At 64.6% G+C, this 17,757-nt stretch carries 22 protein-coding genes and 2 tRNA genes; 19 read left to right on the top strand and 5 right to left on the bottom strand.

The genetic code is table 11. The features are described 5' to 3' along the window. Positions 1–12: 12 nt before the first annotated feature. Positions 13–888: an amidohydrolase family protein gene (locus tag AC0L3S_RS08760; protein ID WP_473264399.1), complete on the top strand. Its 876-nt coding sequence runs from the start codon at positions 13–15 to the stop codon at positions 886–888. 133 nt (positions 889–1,021) lie between these two features. Here AC0L3S_RS08760 and AC0L3S_RS08755 read toward each other — a convergent pair whose 3' ends face one another. Next, complete coding sequence (locus AC0L3S_RS08755) at positions 1,022–2,017, bottom strand: LLM class flavin-dependent oxidoreductase (RefSeq protein WP_473278757.1); 996 nt, start codon at positions 2,015–2,017, stop codon at positions 1,022–1,024. 231 nt (positions 2,018–2,248) lie between these two features. On the opposite strand from AC0L3S_RS08755, the gene AC0L3S_RS08750 reads away from it, so the two are divergent. The 4 genes from AC0L3S_RS08750 (at position 2,249) to AC0L3S_RS08735 (ending at position 4,624) form a co-directional block, all read left to right on the top strand. Further along, entirely contained in the window at positions 2,249–2,671 is a 423-nt protein-coding gene (locus tag AC0L3S_RS08750) for an MgtC/SapB family protein (protein ID WP_473264396.1), read from the top strand. 137 nt (positions 2,672–2,808) lie between these two features. Beyond that, a complete protein-coding gene (locus AC0L3S_RS08745) occupies positions 2,809–3,312 on the top strand; it encodes a peptidase associated/transthyretin-like domain-containing protein (protein ID WP_473278756.1) in 504 nt (167 codons plus the stop codon). Positions 3,313–3,323: 11 nt separating this feature from the next. Continuing rightward, a complete protein-coding gene (locus AC0L3S_RS08740) occupies positions 3,324–3,953 on the top strand; it encodes a ferric reductase-like transmembrane domain-containing protein (RefSeq protein ID WP_473278755.1) in 630 nt (209 codons plus the stop codon). A 194-nt stretch (positions 3,954–4,147) separates the two neighbouring features. Continuing rightward, positions 4,148–4,624 (top strand): Crp/Fnr family transcriptional regulator, encoded by a 477-nt coding sequence (locus tag AC0L3S_RS08735; protein WP_473278754.1) that lies wholly within the window; start codon positions 4,148–4,150, stop codon positions 4,622–4,624. Between the two features lie 126 nt (positions 4,625–4,750). Here the strand turns inward: AC0L3S_RS08735 and AC0L3S_RS08730 are convergent, their stop codons facing one another. Next, positions 4,751–5,155, bottom strand: coding sequence for a VOC family protein (locus tag AC0L3S_RS08730; protein ID WP_473278753.1), 405 nt, complete (start codon positions 5,153–5,155; stop codon positions 4,751–4,753). Between the two features lie 852 nt (positions 5,156–6,007). Further along, positions 6,008–6,082 (bottom strand) — tRNA-Thr (locus AC0L3S_RS08725). A 315-nt stretch (positions 6,083–6,397) separates the two neighbouring features. Between AC0L3S_RS08725 and AC0L3S_RS08720 the strand changes: the two genes are divergently transcribed. From AC0L3S_RS08720 to AC0L3S_RS08700, 5 genes are all read left to right on the top strand, one after another. After that, on the top strand, positions 6,398–6,610 hold the full coding sequence (locus AC0L3S_RS08720) for a hypothetical protein (RefSeq protein WP_473278752.1): 213 nt from the start codon (positions 6,398–6,400) through the stop codon (positions 6,608–6,610). A gap of 25 nt (positions 6,611–6,635) precedes the next feature. Continuing rightward, a complete protein-coding gene (locus AC0L3S_RS08715; RefSeq protein ID WP_473278880.1) occupies positions 6,636–8,339 on the top strand; it encodes an FAD-dependent oxidoreductase in 1,704 nt (567 codons plus the stop codon). Between the two features lie 293 nt (positions 8,340–8,632). Then, a complete protein-coding gene (locus AC0L3S_RS08710) occupies positions 8,633–8,941 on the top strand; it encodes an EthD family reductase (protein WP_007615494.1) in 309 nt (102 codons plus the stop codon). A 285-nt stretch (positions 8,942–9,226) separates the two neighbouring features. Continuing rightward, the gene (locus tag AC0L3S_RS08705) at positions 9,227–9,736 is read left to right on the top strand and encodes a hypothetical protein (RefSeq protein ID WP_473278751.1); all 510 of its coding nucleotides are present in this window, start codon (positions 9,227–9,229) and stop codon (positions 9,734–9,736) included. Positions 9,737–9,755: 19 nt separating this feature from the next. Then, entirely contained in the window at positions 9,756–10,580 is an 825-nt protein-coding gene (locus AC0L3S_RS08700) for an alpha/beta fold hydrolase (protein ID WP_473278750.1), read from the top strand. 6 nt (positions 10,581–10,586) lie between these two features. On the opposite strand, the gene AC0L3S_RS08695 is transcribed toward AC0L3S_RS08700, so the two are convergent. Continuing rightward, positions 10,587–11,240, bottom strand: a complete 654-nt coding sequence (locus AC0L3S_RS08695) for a TetR/AcrR family transcriptional regulator (RefSeq protein WP_473278749.1) — start codon at positions 11,238–11,240, stop codon at positions 10,587–10,589. A gap of 82 nt (positions 11,241–11,322) precedes the next feature. Here AC0L3S_RS08695 and AC0L3S_RS08690 point away from each other — a divergent pair, with 82 nt between their 5' ends. The 9 genes from AC0L3S_RS08690 (at position 11,323) to AC0L3S_RS08650 (ending at position 17,266) form a co-directional block, all read left to right on the top strand. Continuing rightward, the gene (locus tag AC0L3S_RS08690; protein WP_473278748.1) at positions 11,323–12,261 is read left to right on the top strand and encodes an SDR family oxidoreductase; all 939 of its coding nucleotides are present in this window, start codon (positions 11,323–11,325) and stop codon (positions 12,259–12,261) included. A 26-nt stretch (positions 12,262–12,287) separates the two neighbouring features. After that, positions 12,288–12,947 (top strand): NAD(P)H-binding protein, encoded by a 660-nt coding sequence (locus AC0L3S_RS08685; RefSeq protein WP_473278747.1) that lies wholly within the window; start codon positions 12,288–12,290, stop codon positions 12,945–12,947. A gap of 81 nt (positions 12,948–13,028) precedes the next feature. Next, positions 13,029–13,466 carry a DUF2948 family protein gene (locus tag AC0L3S_RS08680; RefSeq protein WP_473278746.1) on the top strand — a complete coding sequence of 146 codons (438 nt, stop codon included), beginning with the start codon at positions 13,029–13,031 and terminating at the stop codon, positions 13,464–13,466. Positions 13,467–13,618: 152 nt separating this feature from the next. Next, positions 13,619–14,914, top strand: a complete 1,296-nt coding sequence (gene hisD, locus AC0L3S_RS08675; RefSeq protein WP_473278745.1) for a histidinol dehydrogenase — start codon at positions 13,619–13,621, stop codon at positions 14,912–14,914. Continuing rightward, on the top strand, positions 14,911–15,408 hold the full coding sequence (locus AC0L3S_RS08670; protein ID WP_018453111.1) for a UPF0262 family protein: 498 nt from the start codon (positions 14,911–14,913) through the stop codon (positions 15,406–15,408). The genes hisD and AC0L3S_RS08670 overlap by 4 nt, the downstream gene beginning before the upstream one ends. 5 nt (positions 15,409–15,413) lie before the next feature. Next, on the top strand, positions 15,414–15,881 hold the full coding sequence (locus tag AC0L3S_RS08665) for an arsenate-mycothiol transferase ArsC (RefSeq protein ID WP_473264381.1): 468 nt from the start codon (positions 15,414–15,416) through the stop codon (positions 15,879–15,881). Positions 15,882–16,037: 156 nt separating this feature from the next. Further along, positions 16,038–16,667: a Maf-like protein gene (locus AC0L3S_RS08660; protein ID WP_007597557.1), complete on the top strand. Its 630-nt coding sequence runs from the start codon at positions 16,038–16,040 to the stop codon at positions 16,665–16,667. Positions 16,668–16,822: 155 nt separating this feature from the next. Further along, the gene (gene yacG / locus AC0L3S_RS08655; protein WP_473278744.1) at positions 16,823–17,005 is read left to right on the top strand and encodes a DNA gyrase inhibitor YacG; all 183 of its coding nucleotides are present in this window, start codon (positions 16,823–16,825) and stop codon (positions 17,003–17,005) included. Positions 17,006–17,190: 185 nt separating this feature from the next. Beyond that, positions 17,191–17,266 (top strand) — tRNA-Phe (locus tag AC0L3S_RS08650). A 169-nt stretch (positions 17,267–17,435) separates the two neighbouring features. Here the strand turns inward: AC0L3S_RS08650 and AC0L3S_RS08645 are convergent. Continuing rightward, a complete protein-coding gene (locus tag AC0L3S_RS08645) occupies positions 17,436–17,753 on the bottom strand; it encodes a nitrile hydratase accessory protein (protein ID WP_007597553.1) in 318 nt (105 codons plus the stop codon). Between the last annotated feature and the right edge of the window lie 4 nt (positions 17,754–17,757).

The raw sequence follows: 17,757 nt of genomic DNA, 5'->3' as shown, positions 1-17,757 counted from the left end.
GGAGTTTCGCGTATGCCGACCTATCTGCCGTTCGATCCGAACCCGCGCCGCCCGGTCAAGGCGCCACCGCCCAAAACCGTCGACAGCCAGTTTCACGTGCTGGGCCCCATCGACAAATATCCGGAGCGTCCTGGTGCTGCCTATCGGATGCCGACCGCGACCTGGGAAGCGGCGCTGCGCGTGCACAAGACGCTCGGCATCGAGCGCGGCATCATCGTGCAGACCACCACCTATGGCGCCGATCATGCCGTCGTGCTCGACGGTCTCGCCGCGATGGGCCCGAACTATCGCGGCTGCGCCAACGCGCTGGTGTTCGCCGAGGCGAACGATGCTTATCTCGCCAAGCTGCATGATGCGGGTGTCCGCGGCGCGCGCTTCAGCTTCCGCCAGGAGCTCGGCGCCGTGCTGTCGGATGCTGATTTCGCCCGCGCGATTGCGCGTATCCGCGAGCTCGGCTGGTACGTCAAGATCCAGCCCGAGAAGGACGGCATCATGTCGAGCGTCGCCAAATACGAGAACCTCGACGTCCCCGTGCTGATCGACCACATGGCCCGGCCCGATCCGGAAGCCGGCAGAAACGATCCGAACCTGCGCAAGATGCTGGAGCTGCTCGCCAAGGGCAATTTCTGGGTGATGCTGTCGCTCGGCGAAAAGACCTCGAAGCGCGGTGCTCCTTACGACGACGTCATCCCGATCGCGCGGGCCTATATCGAGGCCGCGGTCGACCGCTGCGTCTGGGCCAGCGACTGGCCGCACCCGGTCTCGGTGAAGCAGCCGCCCAACGACGCCGATCTGCTGGAGTTGATGTACCGCTACGCGCCCGACCAGGCGGAGCTGGAGAAGATATTGGTGCACAATCCGGCAAAGCTGTTCGGCTTTCCGGATTAGGGCGACCCGTCATTGCGAGGAGCGGAGCGACGAAGCAATCCAGACTTGCTTCCGCAGAAGCACTCTGGATTGCTTCTCTGCGCTCGCAATGACGAACGCGCCATTGCCAAGTCGGCCGCGCCAGACTCTGCGCTCACCCCGCCAGCCGATCCCTGACCCCGGCTGCGATCTCGAACGAGCGCAGCCGTGCGGCGTGGTCGTAGATCTGGCCCGTGGTCATCAGTTCGTCCGCGCCGGTCTCGGCGATCAGCGCCTTCAGCTTCGCTTCGACCATGTCAGGCGTGCCGACCGCCGAGCACGACAGCGACTGACCGACCATCGCCTTTTCGGCCGGCGACCACAGCGCGTCCATGTCGTCGACCGGCGGCGGCAGCGGACCCGGCGTGCCGCGGCGCAGATTGATGAACTGCTGCTGCAGCGAGGAGAACATGCGCTGCGCGTCCGCGTCGCTGTCGGCGGCGAACACGTTGACCCCGACCATCGCGTAGGGCTTGTCGAGCTGGGCCGACCGCTCGAAGCGCGCGCGATACTCGCGCAGCGCCGGCATCATCATCTGCGGCGCGAAATGCGAGGCGAACGCGAACGGCAGGCCGAGCATGCCTGCGAGCTGCGCGCCAAAGGTGCTGGAGCCCAGGATCCACAGCGGCACCTTCGTCCCCATGCCCGGCACGGCGCGGATGGCCTGGTTCGGCTGCACGTCGCCGAGCAGCGCCTGCAACTCCAGCACGTCCTGCGGAAAATTCTCGGAACTGGTGGCGAGATCGCGCCGCAGCGCCCGCGCGGTGAACTGGTCGGTGCCCGGCGCCCGCCCGAGCCCGAGATCGATCCGCCCGGGATAGAGCGAGGCCAGCGTGCCGAACTGCTCGGCGATGACCAGCGGCGAATGGTTCGGCAGCATGATTCCGCCGGAACCGACCCGGATGGTTTTAGTGCCGCCCGCGATATGCCCGATCACCACCGAGGTCGCCGCACTCGCGATGCCGGTCATGTTGTGATGCTCGGCCAGCCAGAACCGCTTGTAGCCCCAGCTTTCGGCGTGCCGGGCCAGATCGAGCGAATTGCGAAACGCTTGTGACGCATCGCCGCCTTGGCGGATGGGCGCGAGGTCGAGCACGGAGAAGGGGATCATGGGTGGGTCCGAATGGCGCGTGCGATGGGAACGTGGACTCGACATGTAGGAGCCGGCCGCAGGAATACCAGCGGAAACGATCATGGTGCTGCGCCGCCTCCCTTACGCGGAGGCGAAATCCTTGCTGCTGATGCATGCGGCAAATCCGCCTGCATGGAAACCTCGGGCCGCATTGCGGCGTTGCTGGCCGGTTTAATCAATGGCCACGATTTTTATTTCGAGGACTTTCCTTTGGACAGATTCAATATCGGCGTTCATGTCGTTGCGCTGGCTGCGGCCTTCGCGCTGGCGGTTCCGATCGGGTGGGACCGCGAGAAGCGGGCGCGCAGCGCGGGCTTGCGCACTTTTCCGCTGGTCGCAATGGCAAGTTGCGGCTTCGTGCAGGCCAGCGAAAGCCTGCTCGTGCATTCGCCTGACGGGATGGCAAAGGTGATCGAGGGCCTCATCACCGGCATCGGCTTCATCGGCGGTGGCGCTATCCTCAAGCAGGGGAATTCGGTGCAGGGCACCGCGACGGCCGCGAGCCTCTGGGCCACCGGCGCAATCGGCGTCTCCGTCGGGCTCGGCGCTTACGATGTCGCGGTGACGGTCGCCGTGTTCACGTTCCTGACGCTTCGCTTGTTGACGCTGGTGAAGGAAGAAGACGATCATTGATGGCGTGTGCGAGCGGCCTGCACCCCCGTTCACAACACCGTCATTGCGACCCGTTCCACCCCTCGTCTCAACTGGGCGTCTCGCCCCTGTTGTTGTACCATTGCCGGAGCTACTGCTCCGTTGCAGGAGGAACCGACATGACCACGGTCCTACTCAATCGCCGCAACCTCCTTGTCGCTGGCGGCTCCGCCCTGGCCACCGGCATGTTGGCAACCAGCGTTCCCGGGCTGATATTGCCGGCACGCGCGGACGGCCTCGCACCGACCGAGACGATGTCGGGCGGGGCGAACAATTACCGCAAGGGCGCGGCGATCGTGGAGCGGATCGGCAAGGGCGGCTTCTGGATGAGCGGCACCGTGCGCCGCGCCGGCGACGGGGCGCCGCTCGCAGGCCAACGCATCCAGATCTGGGCACACACCGCCGAAGGCCAGGAGCACGAGCCGCAGAGTCATGGCGCCACGCTCACCGACAAGGACGGCAAGTTCCGGCTCGAGATGCCGCAGATCATTCCGATCTTCGGCCAGCCCCATGGCCATCTCGCCTATGACAGCGGCGAGTTCAAAACCGTGTTCCTGCGGCCGGTGATGCGGAGCGCAAAGGAAACCAACCTCGAAGCGCACTTCGTCCTGCAGCCGGCCTGATCGCATTGGAGATGAAGGGGCGGCGATCGGCACGGGCGCCCCTGATCTGGGTCGCCCTTGCTTTGGCCATCGGCGTGCCGATCGCGCTCGCTGCCGGAAGCGAGCAGCTCGCATGGCGCGGCCCGGTCTACATCCTCGCCGGCTTCGCCGGGATCATCGCGCTCGGTCTCGTGCTCGTTCAGCCCCTGCTGATCGGCGGATATCTGCCGGGTCTGTCGGCCTATCGCGGCCGGCGCGCCCATCACTGGATCGGCGGCGCGCTGGCTCTGGCGGTCGTGATCCATGTCGCCGGCCTCTGGATCACCAGCCCGCCCGATATGATCGACGCCCTGACCTATACATCGCCGACGCCGTTCTCCCCCTTCGGCGTGACCGCCATGTGGGCCATCTTCACGGTCGCGCTTCTGGCGCTGCTACGCCGACGATTGGGACTGCGGCTGCGCACCTGGCGCATCGTCCATATTCCCCTCGCGATCGTCATCGTCGCAGGAAGCGTGGCCCATTGCCTGCTGATCGAGGGGACGATGGAGACGATCTCGAAGGCAGCGCTGTGCGCAGCTGTGCTTGCGGCGACCGTCAAGGTGATGGTTGACCTCTGGCGAAAGCGGACGCTCCGCGGCGAGAGTGTTGCGCGGCAGTAAGAGTAGGGTGGGCAAAGGCGCGTAGCGCCGTGCCCACCATCTATCTATCAATAGTGGTTGGTGGGCACGCTTCGCTTTGCTCACCTACGAGCTACGAAATTTTCGCTGACCGCCTTGTTCCAACACGTTGAGCATCGTCAGCGCCGATGTCTCCTCTGCTTGCCGCGGAAGGCCGTGAAGATTATCCTCCCGCGATGGCCGTCAGTGTCCCCGACCTGAAAGCATTCCTGCTCGCCACACCGTTCTTCGGCGGTATCCCGGATCAAAGTCTCGACCTCCTGATGTCGATGCTGGTCGAGTGCCGATTTGATCCCGGAGCAACCGTCGTGACGGAGGGCGAGCCCGGACGCTCGCTGTTCATCGTCAAATCCGGCCGGCTGGCGGTGAGCAAACGGGCGAATTCTGGGAGCGCCGTCCCGATTTCCGTTCTGGAGCCCGGCGATTTCTTCGGCGAGATGACGCTGATCGAAATGCAGAATCGATCCGCCACGGTGATCGCGGAGAGTCCGACGGTGCTCTACGAGTTGACCGCCAAAAAGCTCTACGCCTGCTACAAGGCCGATATCCACGCCTATGTGATCGTCCTGCAGAACATCAATCGCGAGCTATGCCGACGGCTGCGCCGTTCCGATGATCGATTTGCGGGGCATTGGATGGGTGACGACAAGTGATCAACTGATAATGCGTAGGATGGGTAGAGCACTTGCGAAACCCATCATGTTTCGTCACCGCCGTAAGGCCGCGATGGTTGGCGGCGGCCGTCCGCATGTCGACGACATGAGCGACCCAGCTGCTCGTCAAGATCGAATCGGCTGCCCGATTCCCAGCAAGTTACCTTCGCTGTCGCGGAACCACGCGCCCCGCTCACCGATACCCTTGCTGGGGTAATTCCCGGTAATCGCGGCAATTCCATCAACGGTCTTCAAGCCGGGTAGGTCATATTCCTCGAATTCGACTCCCCGCACGCGAAGCTCGCGCACCGTTGCCTCGATATCCTCAACTTCCCAGCCCATCTGTGTGTGCGTGCCGAATTGCAGTCCGGCCGAGATGAATATCGCAAACTCGCCATTCGCACAGACGTAACGGAGTCCACCCTCGCGCTGTTCGACCGGCTCGAGCCCGAGTTTTTTCGAATAGAACGCTCGCGCCCGATCGAGGTCTTTGGCTGGAAGCCGGGTTGCCACCTTCGCGTTCCCAAGCATGCCTCTCTCCTTTTTTAGTCTTAGGCTCGCGTAGGATGGGTAGAGCACTTGCGAAACCCATCATGCATGCTTGGCCACCGAACAAGGTCTTAGCTGCGCCAGGACTGTCGCGGGATTGCCTCTTGGATTCGCCGATTATGTCAAAAGCAGCACGCGTGGCCAAGGGCGACCCGTCGGGCAAAACACCCGCCTCCCGCAAAACCTCGTCAACCCTCCTCCAGAAAAATATTCCACTTTACCGAAATTCGGAATCGCAGTATCAATCCGTCATCCCGGTCCAGGGAGAGGGGCGATCGTCCGTCGTAACGAACGTGGATCGGGGGGCGGTGGACGCGGCAGTGCCGGGCACGCGAAGGCGGGATTAGGGCGAGATGAACCTCGTGAGGTCCTGTTGCGTGCGGACGAACGGCGCTCAAGTCCTGCGAAGCCCTTTTGGGCGAAGCAGGACGTGTCCGGCGAAGCCTCTTGGCGAAGCCGGATCGCTGCGTACGGCAAAATCGTGTGGTCCTGGCCGTCGTTGCTACGGTCAAGCCTTGCGGAGATGGATCGGGGCTCAACCGGGTCTTGGTCCATCGCCAATTCGCAAGGCGACGGTGACAAAAAGGAACTCGTCGCCGGGGAGAGCGCGGCATAAGCCGTCAACCCACTGCGCAGGGAAGGCCGAGTGTTCGGCGTCACCTGTATGCTGCTGTGCGGTCTCTTTGCGCTACATCTTTGCGCAGCGGACCGCGGGTGCCAGCCGGCACCCGGTCTTCCCTGCGCCCTCTTCACAGAGGAGGGTCAAGGTAAAAGCAAAGCTCGGGCATCTCGTGCCGCGAGAAGGCTGCTTCATGTGCGATTTGAGCCAGGGAATGGTGCTGCCAGACAGGATTGAACTGTCGACCTCTCCATTACCAATGGAGTGCTCTACCACTGAGCTACGGCAGCATGTGCTGGGGTAAGAATCGGCCGCCACGAGGGGCCTACCAAGCGGGCCGATATCTGCCACAAGCCCCCCTCCTGTGCAAGCTTGCTTGCTCCGCCAAAGCGATAAAATCGGGTCGATATCGGGGCCAAAATGCCTGTTTTGGCTCGAAACGGCCGACTTTCCGCGGAATAGGTTCCGATATCCCCACCCAACTGGCCAGTTGCCCGATACGCCGGATTCAATCCATTTCGATTTTCGCACGATCGGATCGCGCGGGCCTCTTGAGCTGCCTTATTCCTCGGGCATGTTATCGCCGATCGCTGTAATGGACCTCGATGGCAGACGAGAACGACAAGAGCACGAAGCAGGACTCCAGACACGACCGGGCGTCTCGCGACGACCGGCTGAAATCGGCGCTGCGCGAAAACCTGAAACGGCGAAAGATGCAGGCGCGCGAACGGGCCGCAAGTGGCGGCCCCTCGCGGAACGAAGATGATTCCCTAGATGAGGGGACCGCCGGCGAGATAGCCGACAAGACCGGCGACTAGAATTTTGGAGTGCATGGACGTGGCAATGGGGCAGGACGAGCAACGACCCGAGAGTGACGCGCAGATGTCGCGGTTCACCCGCCCTGAACAGACCTTTCCGACGCTGACATCAGCCGAGATCGAGCGGATGAGACATTTCGGCGAGGTCCGCAACTATGCCGATGGGGAATTCCTGTTCGAAACCGGGAAGCCCGGGCCGGGCATGTTCGTCGTGCTGAAGGGCCACGTCGCCATCACCCAGCGCGATGGCCTCGGCCATGTCACGCCGTTGATCGACCAGGGGCCGGGGCAATTTTTGGCCGAGCTGAGCCAGCTCTCCGGACGGCCGGCGCTGGTGGACGGCCGCGCCGAAGGCGATGTCGAGACGCTGCTGTTGCCGCCGGAGCGGCTGCGCGCGCTGCTGGTCGCCGAGGCCGAGCTCGGCGAGCGCATCATGCGCGCGCTGATCCTGCGCCGGGTCAATCTGCTGCAGGGCGGCGTCGGCGGCGTCGTGCTGATCGGTCCGTCGCATTCGGCAGGCGTGGTGCGGCTGCAGGGCTTCCTCACACGCAACGGCCAGCCGCATCATCTGCTCGATCCCGCGCGCGATCGCGACGCCGCCGACGTCATCGCGCGTTATTCGCCCAAGCCGGACGACTGGCCGCTGGTCGTCACCCCCGATGGTGCGGTGCTGCGCAATCCCGGCGAAACCGAGCTTGCGCGCGCGATCGGCATGATCGGCGGCCCGCGCAACGACCGCATCTACGACGTCGCGATCGTCGGCTCCGGGCCGGCCGGGCTCGCCACGGCCGTGTATGCCGCGTCCGAAGGCCTCTCGGTCGCCGTGCTCGACACCCGCGCCTTCGGCGGCCAGGCCGGCGCCAGCGCGCGCATCGAAAACTATCTGGGCTTTCCGACCGGCATTTCCGGCCAGGCCCTGACCGCGCGCGCCTTCAACCAGGCGCAAAAGTTCGGCGCGGAGATCATGATCCCGGTGACGGTGAAGTCGCTCGACTGCACGCGCAAGGACGGCGCGTTTTCGGTGGCGCTTGATGGCTGCGATCCGCTGCATTCGCGCGCGGTGGTGGTCGCGAGCGGCGCGCGCTATCGCCGGCCCGAGATCGAGAACCTCGACACGTTCGAGGGCCGCGGCGTCTGGTATTGGGCCTCGCCGGTCGAGGCGAAGCTGTGCGCCGGCGAGGAGGTCGCGCTGGTCGGTGCCGGCAACTCCGCGGGGCAGGCCGCTGTTTTCCTCTCGGGGCACGCCAAAAAAGTGCTGATGATCATCCGCGGCGGCGGCCTTGGCGCCAGCATGTCGCGCTATCTCATCGAGCGCATCGAAGCCACGCCGAATATCGAACTGATGTTTAACACCGAGATCACGGCGCTCGAAGGCGACGAGGCTTCGCTGCTGCGGCGCATCCGCTGGAAGAGCCGGCTCTCGAGCGACGAGGATTTCGCCGACATCCGCAATCTCTTCCTGTTCGTCGGCGCCGATCCCGCCACCAACTGGCTCGACGGCTGCGGCGTGACGCTCGATCGCGGCGGCTTCGTCGTGACGGGTGCGCAGTCCGAGCAGAACCAGGGCCGACTGGTCGCACCGCTGGAGACCTCGGTGCCCGGCGTCTACGCCGTCGGCGACGTCCGCTCCGGCTCGGTCAAGCGCGTCGGCGGCGCCATCGGCGAGGGCGCCCAGGTCGTGGCCTCCCTGCACGGCTTCCTCGGCGACGCCGCAAAACCGGCGCTTTAGAGCACGATCCGGAAAGCGTGCAGCGGTTCCGAAAAGATCGTGCTCAAACAATGAGTCAAGGAGAAGACAAGCAGATGGCAAGTCGATTGAGGCTTGCCATCCTGCGGTGTGATGCGGGACTATCTCCTCATCCTGAGGAGCGCGCATCGCGCGCGTCTCGAAGGACGAAGGCCCGGATGCAACAGCCGGGCCTGCATGGTTCGCGCGGCGATGCGCAAGCATCGTCCGCAGGGGCGCTCGCGCGCCTCCTCACCATGAGGATCGACAAAGAAAACGCTTAACGGGAGGACTAAATGGCTGAAATCGTCGTGCTGTATAAAACGCCCACGGATGCTGCGGCCTTCGACAAATATTATGCCGAGACCCACATTCCGCTCGCGAAGAAACTTCCAGGCCTGAAGAAGTACGCCATCAGCAAGGGGCCGGTCGGCTCCCCCGCTGGACCTTCCGGAATCCATCTCGTTGCCATTCTCACCTTCGACAGCACGGCCGACATCCAGGCGGCATTCGCTAGCCCGGAAGGTAAGGCGACCGGCGCTGACGTGCCGAAATTCGCCAGTGGCGGCGCCGACCTGTTGATCTTCGACACCAAGGAAGTGTGAGCCGCGATTCGACTTTCGTCGACTCGTAGCCCGGATGGAGCGAAGCGCAATCCGGGGACACTGCATTTGCATGCGAAAATCCCGGATTACGCTATCGCTCCATCCGGGCTACGCACCACAAACTGCCGTCGTTTGTGACAGCGTTGCAAAAAACTCAGCCATGCGTTTGTCGATTCGCACGATGACGCATGGCTGCGCACGCATGTGTGACACCAGCGCGTGTGGCAATCCGATGAGGACCGTAATATCAATCCCGAACTCGACGCAGAGAGTAGGAGAGATGTCATGGTTCTTGGGTTGAGCTTGCCCGCCTTCACGCTGGTTCATGTTATCATCAGCCTGATCGGCATCGCAGCCGGCCTTGTGGTGATGTTCGGCCTGCTCGGCTCGAAGCCGATGCCGGGCCTGACCGCGATTTTCCTGCTGTTCACGATCCTCACCAGCGCCACCGGCTTCCTGTTTCCGTTCAAGGAGCTGCTGCCGTCGCATATCATCGGCATCATCTCGCTGGTGCTGCTCGCGATTGCCTGCATCGCGCTCTACGGCATGAAGCTCGCTGGCGTCTGGCGCCCGGTCTACATCGTGACCGCGATGATCTCGCTGTATTTCAATGTCTTCGTGCTGGTGATCCAGTCGTTCCTGAAGGTGCCGGCGCTCGCCGCGCTCGCGCCCGCCGTGGCGCCGGCGCCGCCCGGAGGTCCCGTGTTCGCCGTGGTGCAGGGCCTCGTGCTGGTGTTCTTCGCGGTGCTCACCGTCGGTGCCTGGCGCCGCTTCAAGCCGATGGCGTTCGCCTGATCATTCAAGGAGCCTGACAATGCCCACCATCACCACCAAGGACGGCATCGAGATCTTCTACAAGGACTGGGGCTCGGGCCAGCCGATCGTGTTCAGCCACGGATGGCCACTGTCAGCCGACGACTGGGACGCGCAGATGATGTTCTTCGTCACGCACGGCTATCGCGTCATCGCGCATGACCGTCGCGGCCACGGCCGTTCGTCGCAGGTCGCCGACGGCCACGACATGGACCATTATGCCGATGATCTCGCGGCCGTGACGGCCAATCTCGATCTCAAGAACGCGATCCATGTCGGCCACTCCACCGGCGGCGGCGAAGTCGTGCATTACATCGCGCGCCACGGCGAGAGCCGGGTGGCGAAGGCCGCGATCCTCTCCGCGGTGCCGCCGCTTATGCTGAAGACGGAGGCCAATCCCGGCGGCCTGCCGAAGAGCGTGTTCGACGATTTCCAGGTGCAGCTCGCTGCCGGCCGCGCCAGCTTCTACCGCGACATCGCGGCCGGCCCCTTCTATGGCTACAATCGTCCCGGTGCAAAGCCGTCGGAAGCGGTGATCCAGAACTGGTGGCGCCAGGGCATGATGGGCGGCGCGAAGGCCCATTACGACGGCATCGTCGCGTTTTCGCAGACCGACTTCACCGAGGATTTGAAGAAGATCACGGTGCCGGTGCTGGTGATGCACGGCGACGACGACCAGATCGTGCCCTACGCCGATTCCGCGCCGCTGTCGGCCAAGCTCTTGAAGAACGGCACGCTGAAGACCTACAAGGGTTTCCCGCACGGCATGCCGACGACGCACGCCGAGACCATCAATGCGGACCTGCTGGCGTTCTTCAAGGAGTGAGCGGCCTTACGCCAATATCGCCCTGATCGCGTCGAAGGTGCGCTTGACGAAAGCTTCCGGCTTCTCCCGCGCCCCTCCGCCGATCCAGCTCTCGCCGCCGACGCGCATCGCGCCGGTGGCGATCATGGCGACGAGGCGTGCCTTCAACTGGTCCGATTTGGTTCTGGCGCGCTGGGCGAGCCCGTCGGCCAGCGCCCGCTCGAGCTTCTCGTATTTGAGCTGATCGCGCGCCCGAAGCGCGGGATTGTCGCGCTTGAGCCGCGACATGGCCGCAGCCTCGGCAGGATCGATCCGCTTGAGCGCCGCCGCGATCGCGTTCTCGGCCGCCGTCAGCATGGTTTCGCCCGCCGGCCGCGCCACGACCTCCGCGACCAGTGCGGCAGCGGCGCCTTCCTGCCAGGCCGCGACCACGTCCTCTTTCGAGGCGAAATAATGGAAGAAGCTGCGTCGCGACACGTCGGCCGCGGCAGCGATGTCGTCGATGGTCGTGGCCTCGAAGCCACGCTCCAGGAATAGTGCCATCGCCCCGCGGGTCAACCGTTCGCGGGTCTCCTGCAATTTACGCTGGCGCAGGCCGGGGCCATCGGCGGATTTTGCCCCTGCCGGCAATGGCTTGGTGCGCCTGTTGACTGATTTCCCGGCGACCTTTGAAAGCTTCAAATCATTTCACCACTTGCAAAATTGCACTCAGTGCACATTTAGACCTGTCGCGGGCCTTTTCCCAGCCCGACGGAGCTATGGCATGACCGACTGGACCACGGCAGACATCCCCTCCCTCAGCGGCAAGACTGCCGTCGTGACCGGAGCGACGGGCGGCCTCGGCTATGAAACGGCGATGGCGCTGGCGGGCGCCGGGGCCATCGTCATACTCACCGGGCGCAACGACGCAAGGGGCCTGCGCGCGATCGAGGGCATTTGCGAGCGCTTTCCCAATGCACTGATCGCCTACGAGCATCTCGACCTCGCCAGCCTCGCCTCCGTCGTCGATTTTACCAAGCGCTTTGCCGCCGACAACGAGCAGGTCGACCTGCTCGTCAACAATGCCGGCGTGATGGCGCTGCCGAAGCGGCGGCAGACGGCGGATGGTTTCGAGATGCAGCTTGGCATCAATTATCTCGGTCATTACGCGCTGACGGCGCTGCTGTTGCCGCATCTTCGCCGGGCGAAGACGGCTCGGGTCGTCAACCTGTCGAGCCTTGCGCACCGCTCCGGAGCGATCAATTTCGACGATCTGCAGGCTAGGCATTCCTATCGTCCGTGGCGGGCCTATTGCCAGTCCAAGCTGGCGATGCTGATGTTTTCGCTGGAGTTGCAGCGCCGCAGCCTCGCCTCAGGATGGGGTCTGACGAGCCTTGCCGCACATCCCGGCTACGCGCGGACCGATCTGATTTCGAACGGGCCGGGCACCAGCAGTTTGCAGTCGCGCGTCAGCCGGTGGCTGCAGCCTTTCATCAGCCAGTCTGCCGCGGAAGGCGCGCTGCCGACCTTGTTGGCGGCGACCTCGCCGGCGGCGGAGCCGGGCGGCTATTACGGTCCGAACGGGTTCTACGAATTGAAAGGGCCGCCGCGGCCGGCGAAGATCATGCCGCAGGCGAAGGATTTCGCCTCGGCAGCCATGCTGTGGGATGTCTCGGCGACGTTGACCGGTATATCCTTCGACGAGATCGCGGCCGCCGCATGAGCCGCGAGCCTGTCGGGGAGCTCCCGATGCAGATCATCATTTTCGGCGCGACCGGCATGGTCGGGCAGGGCGTCTTGCGCGAATGCCTGATCGATGCCGGCATCGACCGAGTGGTTGCGATCGGCCGCAGCCCGACCGGCGTGCGCCACGCCAAGCTCACCGAGATCACGCACGGCGACTTCACGGACTACTCGGCGATCGAAGCGCAGCTCACCGGCTTCGACGCCTGCTTCTTCTGCCTCGGCGTCTCCTCGATCGGCATGAGCGAGGAGCGCTACCGTCATCTCACCTATGACGTCACGCTCGCGGCGGCGACCGCGCTGGCACGGCTCAATCCGCAGATGACGTTCGTCTATGTCACGGGCGCCGGCACCGATTCCACCGAGCAGGGTTCGCGGATGTGGGCGCGGATCAAGGGCAAGACCGAGAACGATCTGCTCAAGCTGCCGTTCAGGGCGGCCTACATGTTCCGGCCCGGTGCGATCCAACCGCTTCACGGGGCCCGCTCCAAGACCGCGTGGGTGCAGGCCGTGTATGTAGCAACCCGGCCACTGTGGCCGGTGCTGCGCCGGCTCTCGCCGCGGCTCGTCACCTCGACCGAGCAGATCGGCCGCGCCATGATCCGGGTTGCGCGGGAGGGGTATCCGCGAAAGGTGCTGGAGATGGAGGATATCAATAGCCTCTAGTCCAGTGGGGCGTTAGTTCTAAGGAAATTTCGCCGCCCGCGCGCGTTGAGCCCTGTCCGCCCGAAGGAGAAAGCGCCGTCGATGTCTCCCCAACTCAAACTGATCGCACTCGACGCCGACGACCTCTCCGTGATCTCGGCCCACGTCCAGGACGCCCGCGTGCAGCCCTCGGACATCATCTGGCGGCAGAGCGAAAAGCGGCTGGTGATCGGCATGAGCCGGTTGGACTGGGAGCAGACGCTGGACGGCGAGGCCGAGCCACGCAGGCTGGTGGCCGCCCTCCGTTTCGACCGCGTGCTCGCCTGCAAGTCGCGCGACATCGACCTCGACGCGCCGGACACTGTCCTGGACCTCATCGGCATCGAATTTCACGGCCAGGACGCCCCAGGCGGGAGCGCGCTGCTCCTGTTTGCCCAAGGCGGCGCCATCCGCCTCGACGTCGAATGCCTGGAATGCGAACTGACGGATCTGGGGGCGGATCAGTTGGGGACGGGGTTGGAGGCTGAAGGGGAGGGGTGAGGTGGCATGCCAAGGCCACGCATTCCGCTTTCGCCAGGACGACGCCGGAGGGGAACGGCCCGGCCCAAGGGTTGACGCAGCTTCCCCGCCGCGCCATTGAGCAGGGGCCTGGTGAGCCAAGCCGCGCCCCCAAAAACCAGTTAGAAGCCAAGATGCCCGTTCGTCTCGACCGCAGCAGCGCCGATTTTGATCAGCGATTCGGGGCCTTCCTCGCCGCCAAACGCGAGGCCTCGGCCGACGTCGAGGCGGCCGCGCGTGCCATCGTCGACGACGTGGCGAAGCGGGGCGATGCTGCCCTGCTCGAGGCCACGGCAAAGTTCGACCGGTTGACGCTCGATGCATCCGGCCTGCGCGTCACCGCCGCCGAGATCGAGGCCGCGGTGAAGGCCTGCGATGCAGCGACGCTGGATGCGCTCCAACTCGCGCGCGACCGCATCGAGATCTATCACCGCCGGCAACTGCCGAAGGACGAGCGTTTCACCGATCAGCTCGGCGTCGAGCTCGGCTGGCGCTACACCGCGATCGAATCCGCCGGCCTCTACGTGCCCGGCGGCACCGCGGCCTATCCGTCATCGGTGCTGATGAATGCGGTGCCGGCAAAGGTCGCCGGCGTGACGCGTCTCGTGATGGTGGTGCCCTCGCCCGACGGCAAGCTCAACCCGCTGGTGCTGGCGGCGGCAAAGCTTGGCGGCGTCACCGAGATCTATCGCGTCGGCGGCGCGCAGGCGGTTGCCGCGCTAGCCCATGGCACCGCGACGATCGCGCCCGTCGCCAAGATCGTCGGACCCGGCAATGCGTATGTCGCCGCGGCAAAGCGGCTGGTGTTCGGCAAGGTCGGCATCGACATGATCGCCGGTCCCTCCGAGGTGCTCGTCATCGCCGATGACACCGGCAATGCCGACTGGATTGCCGCCGACCTGCTGGCCCAGGCCGAGCACGATGCCAGCGCGCAGTCGATCCTGATTACCGATTCGGCGCGCCTTGCCGCCGATGTCGAAAAGGCCGTCGAGGCGCAGTTGAAGACGCTGCCGCGCGCCGCGATCGCCAGTGCATCGTGGGCCGATTTCGGCGCCATCATCATGGTGAAGCGCCTCAACGACGCCATTCCGCTCGCGGATGCGATTGCCGCCGAGCATCTCGAGATCATGACGCAGGATCCCGACGCGCTCGCCGCAAGGATCCGTAACGCCGGCGCCGTGTTCCTTGGGCCGCATACGCCGGAGGCGATCGGCGACTATGTCGGCGGCTCCAACCACGTGCTGCCGACGGCGCGCTCGGCACGATTCTCGTCGGGTCTCTCGGTGCACGATTTCCTCAAGCGCACCTCGATCCTGAAATGCGGCCCGGATCAGCTGCGTGCGCTGGGTCCGGCCGCGATGATTCTCGGTAAGGCGGAGGGGCTAGACGCCCATTCGCGCTCGATTGGATTGCGCCTCAATTTGTCATGACCCAGCCGCCCGAACAGGACGACTCGACCAATCGCATCGTCGGCGTCACGCTCGACGAGGACTCGATCGGCCGTTCCGGGCCCGACATCGAGCATGAGCGCGCGATCGCGATCTACGATTTGATCGAGCAGAATCTGTTCGCGCCGGAGGGCGCCGACGGGAAGGGGCCGTTCACGCTGCATATCGGCATCACCGGCAGCCGGCTGATGTTCGACATCCGCCGCGAGGACGGCACGCCCGTGGTCGCGCATCTGTTGTCGCTGACGCCGTTCCGGCGGATCGTGAAGGACTATTTCATGATCTGCGACAGCTACTACCAGGCGATCCGTACGGCGACGCCGGACAAGATCGAGGCCATCGACATGGGCCGCCGCGGCATCCACGACGAGGGCTCGCGCACGCTGCAGGAGCGGCTGAAGGGCAAGGTGCGGGTCGATTTCGAGACCTCGCGCCGGCTGTTCACGCTCATTACCGTCCTGCACTGGAAGGGTTAAGCGCGATGGCGGGTCCGCCACGCGCACGCGATCCGCAATCGGTGCTGTTCGCCTGCGCCATGAACAGCGTGCGCTCGCCGATGGCCGAGAGCCTGCTGCGTCACATGTTTCCGCAAGGCCTTTACGTGAAGTCGGCCGGCGCCAGGCGCGGCGAGCTCGATCCGTTCGCGGTCGCCGTGATGGCCGAGCTCGGCCAGGACATCTCCACCCACAAGCCGCAGACCTTCGAGGAACTGGAGGATTGGGAGGGGCTGAATTTCGACCTGATCATCACGCTGTCGCCGGAGGCGCACCACAAGGCGCTGGAGCTGACCCGCACGCTTGCGGCCGAGGTCGAGTATTGGCCGACGCTTGATCCCACCACCATGGAAGGCAGCCGCGACCAGAAGTTGGCGGCTTACCGCGACGTCTGCGACCAACTCCTGATGCGCATCCGCCGGCGATTTTCGAAGGTGGGCGCGGCGAACGGGTAGCATTCGACGCCCGTAACACCCGCGTCACAGACTGCAGGCACACGCTTCCCGTGCCCGTCGAATCGGTAAAGTCCGGGTTCCCGGGTTGTGAAATCAGCCCCCGTCCGATAGGTTCCGCGCGCAATTCACCCCCTGCTTCATTCCCCAAATCACCTGATGCTCGGCCGCCCCAAATTCGTTCTCGCCTCCGGTTCGCCGCGGCGCCTGTCGCTGCTCAACCAAGCCGGCATCGAGCCGGACGCGCTCCGGCCCGCCGACGTCGATGAGACGCCGAAGCGGGGCGAGCTGCCACGCGCCTGCGCCAACCGGCTCGCGCGCGCCAAGGCGGATGCGGCGCTCAAATCGGTGCAGCTCGACGACGAGCTGCGCGGCGCCTTCATCCTCTCCGCCGACACGGTGGTGGCGGTCGGCCGCCGCATCCTGCCCAAGGCCAACCTCGTCGACGAGGCCGCGCAGTGCCTGCGGCTGCTGTCGGGCCGCAACCACCGCGTCTACACCGCGATCACCCTGGTGACGCCGCGCGAGGCCTTCCGCCAGCGCCTGGTCGAGACCCGCGTCCGATTCAAGCGCCTCTCGGAAGACGACATCCAGGCCTATATCGGCTCCGGCGAATGGCGCGGCAAAGCCGGCGGCTACGCCGTGCAGGGCATCGCCGGCTCATTCGTGGTCAAGATGGTGGGGTCCTACACCAACGTGGTCGGCCTGCCGCTCTACGAGACCACCACGCTGCTCGGCGGCGAAGGTTTCCCGATCCGCTTCGGCTGGCTCAACGCCACCGCGGTGTGAGCCGAACAGCCGCTCCTGCAAAAATCGCGAAAACAACCCCATGCACAGTAGAATTGCCCCGCGGGAACCTGGCCGGGACGCCTGCGCTTCCGCCGGAGGAACCCCTTGGGCGACAGGCTCTTGAATTCTCTCGCCTCGTGCAAGCCGAGCACCCTATGGACGACCAGGTGAAAAAGCCCGCAAGCCCGCTCAAAACCTGCCCGATCTGCGGCAAGCCGCAGTCCGGGGCCACTCGCCCGTTCTGCTCCTCGCGCTGCCGCGACGTCGATCTGAACCGCTGGCTGAAAGGCTCCTATGTCATTCCCGGCCGGGATGACGAGGCCGATGGAGAGGAATAAGCCTATCGTATCAATTATTTAAGTTCTCGATGCGCCGTCGCGCGCCGTTCCCTCCGAGCCCCGTCCCGCCTTGTGCACAGCCGGGCCGCGGCCCGCGAAGCCATCGGCGAAGCGTGGGTGGACAGGCAGCCTTCAGCCCACTATAAACCGCCCGCTCGATGGGCTTTGGCCCCTCTTTGGAGCACGCCCAGGTAGCTCAGTTGGTAGAGCATGCGACTGAAAATCGCAGTGTCGGTGGTTCGATTCCGCCCCTGGGCACCAAATCCACGATTTTGTGCGCTGGGGCACAATTCGTACGGCCACATTCACCAGATGATCGGCGCGAAGGCCCTCGCAGATCTATCTCTCTAGCGCTCGCTAAGTGTACGTACGATCAAGTCCAGCCCGCCGCGCTCTGGGGCCCCGCTGCATCGACCCGACATCGAGACGCCTAGAAATACGACCGGGCCGATTGCTCGATCAAGCCGGATCGTTGCACCATCTGCTCAACTACGGTGAGCCAGATCTCGTAGTAGTCCCAGCTTGGGTCGGTCTCGTCGTGGGTGGCCTCCCAAGCGGCGATGCTTGATATCATTTCCGAGCGGAAATCCTCCCATTCGAACAAGCCTTGTTTGGAGAGAGCAAGCGCCAGGCCGAATGCCTGACGCTCCCAAGGCGCGCCGAAGCAAAGGCTTCCGTTATCCTTGGGTGGCATGTCGGTCTTCCCCAACATGCTTCCCAGGGCGAAATGCTCGAAATTTGTTTGCATCGCT

The organism is Bradyrhizobium sp. Ken01, from assembly GCF_055807355.1.
Note: the sequence above shows the minus strand (reverse complement) of the source record. Positions and strands in the feature narration are given on the sequence as shown.